The following is a 9,413-nucleotide window of genomic DNA, read 5'->3' on the forward strand; positions in this document are numbered from 1 at the left end:
GAAATAAATACATATAAAGTTATGAATAAAATTTAAAATTATAAAAATAAGGCTGTATCAGCCTAAGGTAAAAAACCTTAATCTGATACAGCCCCATTTTCTCTATTAAAAATTCTTTCTTCTTGCAAAGTCTACAAATTTAAATTTATCAACTCTATGTCTTGATTCATGATATTGAAAAAGTCTTGTATCCTCTAAATATACTTCACTTCTTATAACTACTACATGAGTATCATCTTTTATATCTAATAATATTTTATCTTCTTCTGTTACAGGCTCTACTGTAAAAACTTTATTAGCATATCCAATAGTTAACTGTAAGTCTTTTTCTATGTAATTATATATTGATCCTTGAACTTTTTCTAAAGGTATCTCTTTTATTATTTCTGCTATGAAATAATCTTTATCTAAAATTACAGACTCCCCTTCTATCTTTCTTAATCTCTCTACAGATATTACTTGTGAAGATTCATCTATATTTAGTTGCTTGGCTAATTGCTTTGATACCTTTTCCTTTTTATTTTTCAATACAGTAATTGAATTTTCTAAGCTTATCTCTTTCTGAAGTTCACTAAAACTTTGTAGGTCTGACCCTGCTATTTCAAATTTATTTATATCTAAAACAATTGCTCCACAACCCTGCTTCTTTTGTATGAACCCTTTTTCTAATAAAAGGTCCTGTGCTTTTCTTATAGTTTCTCTAGATACTCCGTATTCTTTAGCTAACATCACCTCTGTAGGTAAACGTTCTCCAGGTAAGTACCTATTATTTCTAATATCATTTTCTAAAGTTAAATATATTTGATGAAATTTCTTCAACATAAACCACTCTCGCTTATCATAAATTACCTATTACCTATCTATTATACTTATTATTTCATCATAAATCTATATATTATCTTAGTCTATAAATTCATATTTAATAATTTACAAGTAATCTCTAACTTCTCCATTACTTCTCTTCAATTTTGTATATTTAAATATATACTTAGAGAAAATAACACTGAAAGGTGGTTTTATTTTTATGAAAAAAATTATAAGTATATCCTTAATTTCTTTATCACTATTATTTTGTGTCTCTCCTCAGTTAGTATCTGCCGTAAACATATTTGAAGAAGGTGTTTATAAAGCAACTGACTTCAACTTTTCATCTGAAAATAAATACATTGCTCAAAATGTCTCTAAAGATAATACTGCTTTCATTCAGGTTTTTGACGAAAATCAAAATTTATTACAGTCAATTCATCTTTCCAAGAACTCTGATAAATATAATCTACTACCTTTAAAGCCAGATTATAGAATTGTAATAGTGGGTAAAGGTGATGTATTTATATCTTCTTAATAAGCAATATTCATAACAAAAAAAACACCGCATATTCTTTTTGAATAATACGGCATTTTATATTCATAGTTTATAAAATTTAAATCTTCATAACTCTATTCTTTAAATAAGAATTAAAATTATTATATTCAATTTCAGTTAAAAGATCAGGATATGACATAACTGATAGTGAATGACCTTTATTTAATTTACTATATGGAGGGTGGATATGATTAAAGTTGTTTTCTTTATATCCAACCCTTGTATAAAATGACTTTCTTCTAATAGAGATATCATCTATAGGTGGGTCAATTTCTAAGATTACTGTTTTTTTTCTTTTCTTTAAGTAGTTCAAGTGCTTTTTCACCATATTTTTTATTACGCATATTAGGCTCTATACAAAAATGCTCAATATATATGTAATTTAATGTTTCCCAATAAAGAATAATACCTACAAAACTATCATTATCATAAATCAAATCAAAATGATATTCCTCATCCTTTAATATTTCTTTTTGAGATTCATTTTCTCTTTGTTCATGAGAAGGAAAACTTTTCCCGTATAAATTCATAGCTTCACTAAACATTTTATCATATTTAGATAATAATCTAATAAACTTCATAGTTAACCTCCAAATATTTTTTTAAATAATAACACCTTTTTATTAAATTTCGTACCTTTTTTTAGTAGAGGTCATAGATTATAATTACATTAAATAGTGGTTTGTGCCGAATCATTATTGGTTGTTTATGAAAAAGATAAGTTCCCCCCTGGTACTTATCTTTTCTTTTTTCTATAAAACTTAATTTACTTCCCTTTCAAAAATAACTTGGTAACAATATGTCCCATATACTCCAGTCTTCTCATTGAAGGGTACAACTACCTGCTTTAATCTCCATCCATTTTCAGCTTCTTTAATAATAACATCCTTACAAGCCTCAAATGTTTCCCCTTTATGTGCAATTGACATTATACCTTTCTTTTCTGTTACTAATGGAACCTCTACAAATTTATATTCATATTTCTTCATGCCACTCCCCCCTTTAAATCTCTCCATTTTGAATTCTAAGTGCAAGGCTCTTAACCTTTTCTTCAATTACTCTTGCTACCTTAATAAACTCTTCATCTGATTTACCAGTTGGATCTTCCAATCCCCAATCTTCAATATGATTTGCAGGTAAATAAGGACATACAACATTACATCCCATCTTTATAACTATATCTACACTTGGTATATCTGATATTAATTTAGATTTTTGAGTTTCATTCATATCAATACCATACAAATCTTTAATTATTCTAACTGCATCTTGATTAATCTGAGGCTTCTTTTCTGTACCTGCTGAATATGAATAAAACACATCTCCTGCAAACTTCTTACCTAAAGCCTCTGCCATTTGTGACCTACAAGAATTATGGACACATATAAATGCTACTTTTTTCTTCATGTTTTCTCCCCTCTTTTCTCTAATTCACTCTCTATAAAATCTTTTGAAATATACATGGCCCTTATAATAGGAGCAAATCTCCTAAATTGAGCAGTCCCTTCTTCATATTTTATTTGAGCCTTTTCTGTTTTATTTATAATTGAAACAACAGGTGGTAAGGCTTTTTCCAAGTCTTCTTTAGTATACATACTAATATTAATATCATTTTTTATCAAAGCTTTTGAAATATATAATGCCTTTATTCTATTTTTTAGAAGGGAATGTTGTGATGTACCTTCTACAAACTTTAACTGCATCTTTTCGCACTTACTTATAGTAGAAGATATAAATCTTACCGTTTCATCTAGTTCATTTTGTGAATACTTCTCCATATGTATCTCCTATAACTTTTTATTAATCCATTATAACATATAATTTTCTTTTCATAGGATATACATATCCTTATACCTTTCTATTAAAGTACACCTTTAATATCCCTTTCACTAATGCACTGAATATCAAAGTTGAAAGTAATACAAAAAATACTGTTTCATTATAAAATCCTGATATGATTGTTCCTATTGCCAAGCCCCCTAAAATGATATTTATACCAACTCCACCTATTTGAGTACGTATATATTTACGACGCTCATCATTTTCATAAATATATAGATTCCTCAATTTATCTTCTTTTCTAAGGGCTCCTTGATATTTAAACACTAAATAGATTAGCAAAGCTTGAACAGCTACATATAGGCCCACATTAACACCAGACATAAATCCTAATGCAAATTCGCTTTGTCCAGCAGTAGGATGAAAAAGGCCAAAAGATACCATAATTATTAGTATACTGTTATAACAAACTAGCATTCTTATTCTTGTTTGCAAGTCTTTTTTAAACTTATCCATTTTATATTTCCTCCACCTCTGAAAAATCAAATATATCCTCTATGGTAGTGCCAAAGTATTTGGCAATCTTATAAGCTAAAACCAAGGATGCAGTATACTTTTCAACCTCTAAAGAGGTTATAGTTTGCCTTGTAACTCCCACAGCTAAAGCAAGTTCTTCTTGCGAAATTTTATGTTTCTTTCGCAATTCAGCAATTCTTGTTTTCAAAGTAACACCTCCATATTGCAAAGTAAGCTTTGCAATATAATTATAACAACTTTTACCATAGTTGTATAGTATACTTTGCATTTTAATTTCCTAGACAGTAAAAAAATACCCCATATTCTATTTTGAATAATAGGGTATTTTAATTAGAGCTTATATATTTTATAGTTTTATAATAATAGTAATAATTACTGCTACTACTACTGTCAATATCCCTGCACCTACTGCAAAGAAAATTTTCTGATATGGTCGTTTCCCATACTCTTGATTTTTTTGAAGCTCGTCCATATTCTTTCCATCCATGAAAGCAAGAATTTCTTTATATGTTTGGATATCAAACTTCTTTTTATATTTTTCAATCTTCAAGGAATAATAAAATAAAGCTATTGCAATTGCTCCTAAAATTCCCATTCCAATCTTCCCCAAAAAATATGCAAGTGGAACAGGTAATAAAATAGTTGCTAATAACAACATAGTAAAGATATTACTTAGATGGTTAAATTCCTTAATGTCTTCTGATTTAATTTTTTCCTTCATTTCTTCAAGGTCTCCTTTAACTAATATGTCAAGAGATACACTAAAAAGAGAGCTTAGCAATAATAAGCTTTTCACATCAGGGTAATTCTTATTGTTTTCCCAATTTGAAATAGTTTGACGAGATACAAAGATCTTTTCAGCTAGTTCATCCTGTGAAAGCTCCATCTCTGTTCTATATTTTTTTATTTGTTTTCCAATCTTCATACAATGTCCTCCTGCACTATCAGTCTATAACCTGAAATGAATTTTTACTATCAAAAGTCTTTGATATTGGCTATTTTCCTCATGTCAAAAGTATTTGACAGCCTAAAAATGCTCATTTATATAATATAATAAATAGTCTTGCCATTCCCACAACATCACTTTTATTATATTCTAAATTTTTTATTTCATCTAGTTTGCTTACTCATACTTACTTGTATCTTATTTTTTCCACACTATCTAGATTATAAAAATTAATACCCATAAATAATATTATTTATGGGTATTCTAGTTATGTATACAGATTATTTTATCTTTTTAATTCAATTATGTTTTGTACTAAGGCCTTACATCTTCCACATTGAGTACCTGCCCCTGTAACTTCTCCAACCTTTTCAACTGTATCAGCACCATTTTTCACTGCTTCTACTACTGATTCTAATGAAGTTCCTTTACATCCACAAACAGATGCTAAAATCTTTTCTATTTCTTTAACGCAACCACCACAAGCAGTACCTGCTCCTGTCATCTCTTTTATTTCTTCTACAGTACGTGCACCTGCAATCATTGCCTTTCTAATATCTATATAGCTTACGTTCTTACAATGACATACTACCTTATTTCCAGCCATCTTTATCCTCCAGTATATTTCTTTATAGTTATCTAATAAGTTTTTTTATCATTATAAGGTAAATTTTATTTCTTTTCAATATATTTTCTGATCTATAATACATTCTGTATTTGTAGTTATTTGTTTTCATCATCCTTACTATTTATTTTCTCATTCTGTTTATAACAACCAATACAAATATATGCACAACCTAATACTATATACGTGGTATTTTTACTTGCTATTCCAACTATTATAAAGCAAACTGCTGCAAAGAACCAAATTTTTGATATATTATTATTCACTAAACCACCCCTAATACCATTTTGTTTCCTTATTGTAAGTTTATGTATATATTAACTTAACCTTACAGTTTTCTCAATACTTTTTATTATATTTTTATCTGCCTCTGCAAATTGATATGCATACTTTAATACTGGGTGCTTCTTACTATCCTCATCTTGTGGATTATTTTTCATATATTCTTCTACAAAGCTATCAGATACTTTAAAGTCCTTGACTCTCCTTCATTTTTAATGTTTGCCTTAATATATAGTACTTTACTCATTTCTTCCACTCCTTTTTAACTTTATTATTTATTTTAGAAGTTTTCTACTCCAAATTTATTATTTCTAAAATCTTCATATGCTTGATATATTTCTTCCACTGTATTCATTACAAATGGACCATGTGAAACAATTGGTTCATCTATAGGTTCTCCACTTAGTACAATAAATAAAGATTCTTCAGTAATTGATTGGACTAAAATTTCACCATCAATGTTGTCAAATATAATAAAATCACTTTCTTTACATGTATGGTCTTCATTTATTTTAACTTCGCCCTTTAATACTAATATTCCCGTATTAAAATCACTAGGTTCTTTTAATATAGTTTTTCCATAATTCCTTAAATTTACGTTATAAATATTTATATCAGTAAAAGTGCTTGCTGGACCTTTTATTCCATTAAACTCTCCAGCAATAATGCTCACTTCTCCTTGATTATCATCAAACTTAAAAGATCCCATGTTCTCTTTTAATAAAGTTTGATATTTTGGCTCTGACATTTTCTCACTCTTAGGAAGATTAACCCAAAGTTGAATCATATGTAATATTCCACCATTTTCACTAAATTCTTTTTCATGATATTCTTTATGCAAAATTCCTGATGCAGCAGTCATCCATTGGACATCACCAGGGCCTATAACTCCATGATTCCCCTTATTATCATGATGTTCAACACTACCATCATAAGAAATTGTTACAGTTTCAAATCCGCGATGAGGATGTGCTCCAACACCTCTCCTAATTGATGACGGTTCATAATAATGTGGAGCATGATAATCTAATAATATAAATGGAGATAAGCGTTTTATATCCCCTACTCCTACTGGTAAATATTGTGATACTCTAAATCCATCCCCAACCATATGAGGTTCTGGTCCTCTAAATATATTCTCTATTGTTCTAAACTTATTCATAATTGTCGCTCCTATCTATTTTATTTGAATTTTTATCATTATATTAATCTCAAAATATCACTAATTAGTGATATATGTGTAAAATTTTTTGTTTTTAAATATCTTTAAATTTTTTTAATATGTTTTTTAAAGTAATTTGCTCTTCTTTAGTTAAAACCTTAAAAATTTCATTAATATTTTCAATATGTTTTGGTAAAATATCTTCAATAACTTTTTTCCCACTATCTGTTATTGATATTATAGTAGATCTTTTATCTTTAGGATCTAAGTTCTTCTTCACTAATCCATCCTTCTCTAAATTTTTTATAACAACAGTTATATTCCCAGATGTGGTCAATATTTTTTCTATAATCTCACATATTCTTAAATCACCTTTATTATATAATGCTTCTAATACTCCAAACTGAGCAGTAGTTAATCCACTTTCTTTTATAGTTTCTAATTCCTTTTTATGAATGGTATGCTCTGCTCTTGTAAATGTGATTAATGTAGATAATGCTAATTTATTCTCATTAATTATATCTTTAATTTCTTTCATTACTTTCATCCCTTTATATCTTTTATGGATTCAATATATCACTAATTAGTGATATTGTCAAATATAATACCTTATAAATATTGCTATGAAAGGAAAATCTAAAAGGTGTGACTCCACTTAAATATTGGAGACACACCTTTTACAAATTCCTTATTGAGTTACCCTTATTATATGCATTGATAGATTTAATATAATTCTTACAAAATATTATTAAGTCACTTTTAAATAATGAAGCAACAAAAAAAGACCAAAATAAAATGATTTTCTTCAGCAAAAAAGAAATCATTTTTATCTTGGTCTTGCCTGCATTATCAGTAACATGCCTTAATAAAAATAAGTTTTCACTTTATGTAACTGTTTTCTTGGGTTTATACTAACATATATTATTTTTCTTTGCAATAAAAATTTATATATTTTTTATATTAAGATTTAGATAAAATAAGTTCTTTTTTATAAGCTTCTTTCATCTTCTCTTTTATAGTTTCCGTAGTTACTTGATTTCCTTTATTTTCTTCTTCAACAATATACTTTAATACATTTATATAGGCTAACCCTAATGCAATTGTCATCATTGATGCTACTGAAGCACTTATTGCTCCACCTGCTACTGATCCTACACCAGGAATGAATTTTAACAAATTAGAAACTAATGTTTTTCCTCCTAAAGTAGTTCCTGACACTCCAGCAACAGAGCTTATAATAGCTGTTAGAACAGCTTTTTCTACTGATAATCCAAAAATAGCAGTAACATGTGCAAGCATTGATAATTGTGCTCCTACTAGTAGTGGAGCATCTGAAAATGGTATAGGTGATGCCCCAATGGCCCCTGTTGTAGCTGCATATCTAGTAACCCATTTTCTTGCTGCACTAACCTTTTTATCTAAACTAACCTTTTGTGCATTATTGAAAGCCTTTCTAACCCCTTCTGGTAAAACCTCTAAAGTCACTTCAACTAGCTTATCTAACCCATATGAAGGTATTATTAAAACTTCATCATCCTCATCTTCTTCATCTCTATCTTCATACTTCTCAGCTAATACTGGTACTATAGCTCTACAATTTAAATTAAGGTTTTCAATCTTTTTCTTAAATTCTTTTGCATCTTTCTTTGGGAATCCTTTAGTTACAACTACTATAACTGGAACTTTTTCAGCAATGTCATTAATCCACTCAATATCAGTTTCTTCGCATCTCCTTACTGATCCATCAATGCAATACCAACATGCATGTATTAGCTCTGACTTACTATCGTTCTTTATGCATAAATCATTACATCTTTCTATTTCATCTAAAATTTCTTTTTTTATTTCAGCTTGTACAGTTTCACTTAACTCTAACCCCTTTGTATCATATAAGTTAACTGGTACTCCTTCTTTACTAATTTTCTTTAAATGTTGAGTGATTGGTCTACCAGTTCCTGTTTCAGCCATTTCTGCTCTAAAAACACTATTAATTAATGTACTTTTTCCAGCTCCCGTCTTCCCAACAATAAGAATATTGGTTTTATCCATATTGTTCAATTCCTTTTCTATTTTATTAAAAGCCTCTGTAAAAACATTAAAATCTTCCATTCTTATGCCTACAGCTCCAACATCACATCTTAAGTTATGGCCAATATCAATTCCAATACATTTTAAATTCATAAAAACCACCTCAAAATCTGATATATGCAAGGTTTGGTTAGGTGGTCTTTATGTTTTACAATAAGTCCTTTCAAAGCCGTATTTTCACTATAACTTCTTAAGTTCTTTTCTTCTTAAGTTCTTAAGTTCTTAAAAACTTAAGAACTTATCTTTTTGCATATAAAATTTATAGAAAAACAATTTGGAGGTTTAATATGGCAATAAGAAAGATTTAATTATAGTATCTAAATAGGTAATAACCATAATCACTTCTACAATGCTTTCCTAGACATTAAAAAAGTGCCCCAAAATTAGGCACTTCAAATCATTTTTTAATATTAATTTTTACTCTATAATCTCTTTTACCATATCAACAGAGATATTACATATTTTTGCTATGCTTTCTATACTTTCTCCAGTATTTAAAAGCTTAAATACTTTTTTAGTAAGTTTAATCCCCTCTTCAATTTTTTCTCTATCACGCTCTAAAAGTGTCATAAACTCTACCTCCACACTAGCATCATTCTTAACTTTTGTAACTCTCTTATGTACATTTTTA

The 9,413-nt window shown here is 28.5% G+C and carries 15 protein-coding genes and 2 pseudogenes; 1 reads left to right on the forward strand and 16 read right to left on the reverse strand.

What is annotated here, in order from left to right:
* Positions 1-105: 105 nt before the first annotated feature.
* Positions 106-822 carry a trehalose operon repressor gene (gene treR / locus KIB46_RS15505; RefSeq protein ID WP_291673053.1) on the reverse strand — a complete coding sequence of 239 codons (717 nt, stop codon included), beginning with the start codon at positions 820-822 and terminating at the stop codon, positions 106-108.
* Between the two features lie 202 nt (positions 823-1,024).
* On the opposite strand from treR, the gene KIB46_RS15510 reads away from it, so the two are divergent.
* The gene (locus KIB46_RS15510; protein ID WP_291673055.1) at positions 1,025-1,342 is read left to right on the forward strand and encodes a hypothetical protein; all 318 of its coding nucleotides are present in this window, start codon (positions 1,025-1,027) and stop codon (positions 1,340-1,342) included.
* 79 nt (positions 1,343-1,421) lie between these two features.
* On the opposite strand, the gene KIB46_RS15515 is transcribed toward KIB46_RS15510, so the two are convergent.
* From KIB46_RS15515 to KIB46_RS15585, 15 genes and pseudogenes are all read right to left on the reverse strand, one after another.
* Positions 1,422-1,676: a hypothetical protein gene (locus KIB46_RS15515; RefSeq protein ID WP_291673058.1), complete on the reverse strand. Its 255-nt coding sequence runs from the start codon at positions 1,674-1,676 to the stop codon at positions 1,422-1,424.
* Entirely contained in the window at positions 1,630-1,944 is a 315-nt protein-coding gene (locus tag KIB46_RS15520) for a GNAT family N-acetyltransferase (RefSeq protein WP_291673059.1), read from the reverse strand. The genes KIB46_RS15515 and KIB46_RS15520 overlap by 47 nt, the downstream gene beginning before the upstream one ends.
* Before the next feature lie 180 nt (positions 1,945-2,124).
* Positions 2,125-2,352: a DUF4177 domain-containing protein gene (locus KIB46_RS15525; protein ID WP_291673061.1), complete on the reverse strand. Its 228-nt coding sequence runs from the start codon at positions 2,350-2,352 to the stop codon at positions 2,125-2,127.
* A gap of 13 nt (positions 2,353-2,365) precedes the next feature.
* Positions 2,366-2,770, reverse strand: a complete 405-nt coding sequence (locus KIB46_RS15530) for an arsenate reductase ArsC (protein WP_291673062.1) — start codon at positions 2,768-2,770, stop codon at positions 2,366-2,368.
* Entirely contained in the window at positions 2,767-3,141 is a 375-nt protein-coding gene (locus KIB46_RS15535; protein WP_291673064.1) for a hypothetical protein, read from the reverse strand. Before KIB46_RS15535 ends, KIB46_RS15530 begins: the two co-directional genes overlap by 4 nt.
* Before the next feature lie 70 nt (positions 3,142-3,211).
* A complete protein-coding gene (locus tag KIB46_RS15540; RefSeq protein WP_291673066.1) occupies positions 3,212-3,658 on the reverse strand; it encodes a hypothetical protein in 447 nt (148 codons plus the stop codon).
* Between the two features lies 1 nt (position 3,659).
* On the reverse strand, positions 3,660-3,866 hold the full coding sequence (locus KIB46_RS15545; protein WP_027098027.1) for a helix-turn-helix transcriptional regulator: 207 nt from the start codon (positions 3,864-3,866) through the stop codon (positions 3,660-3,662).
* Between the two features lie 159 nt (positions 3,867-4,025).
* Positions 4,026-4,604 carry a helix-turn-helix transcriptional regulator gene (locus KIB46_RS15550; protein ID WP_291673069.1) on the reverse strand — a complete coding sequence of 193 codons (579 nt, stop codon included), beginning with the start codon at positions 4,602-4,604 and terminating at the stop codon, positions 4,026-4,028.
* A 307-nt stretch (positions 4,605-4,911) separates the two neighbouring features.
* Positions 4,912-5,232, reverse strand: coding sequence for a (2Fe-2S)-binding protein (locus KIB46_RS15555; RefSeq protein WP_027098030.1), 321 nt, complete (start codon positions 5,230-5,232; stop codon positions 4,912-4,914).
* 116 nt (positions 5,233-5,348) lie between these two features.
* A complete protein-coding gene (locus KIB46_RS15560; protein ID WP_156563235.1) occupies positions 5,349-5,516 on the reverse strand; it encodes a hypothetical protein in 168 nt (55 codons plus the stop codon).
* Positions 5,517-5,600: 84 nt separating this feature from the next.
* Positions 5,601-5,779: pseudogene (locus tag KIB46_RS15565) on the reverse strand (FMN-dependent NADH-azoreductase); the annotation flags it as partial.
* Between the two features lie 33 nt (positions 5,780-5,812).
* Positions 5,813-6,694: a pirin family protein gene (locus KIB46_RS15570; RefSeq protein WP_291673073.1), complete on the reverse strand. Its 882-nt coding sequence runs from the start codon at positions 6,692-6,694 to the stop codon at positions 5,813-5,815.
* A 94-nt stretch (positions 6,695-6,788) separates the two neighbouring features.
* The gene (locus KIB46_RS15575) at positions 6,789-7,232 is read right to left on the reverse strand and encodes a MarR family transcriptional regulator (RefSeq protein WP_156563237.1); all 444 of its coding nucleotides are present in this window, start codon (positions 7,230-7,232) and stop codon (positions 6,789-6,791) included.
* 422 nt (positions 7,233-7,654) lie between these two features.
* Positions 7,655-8,875 carry a GTPase gene (locus KIB46_RS15580; RefSeq protein WP_291673075.1) on the reverse strand — a complete coding sequence of 407 codons (1,221 nt, stop codon included), beginning with the start codon at positions 8,873-8,875 and terminating at the stop codon, positions 7,655-7,657.
* Between the two features lie 324 nt (positions 8,876-9,199).
* A pseudogene (locus KIB46_RS15585) lies at positions 9,200-9,413 on the reverse strand (transposase); the annotation flags it as partial.

It is taken from the genome of Clostridium sp., from assembly GCF_018372875.1.
Classification (GTDB): Bacteria; Bacillota; Clostridia; order Clostridiales; family Clostridiaceae; genus Clostridium.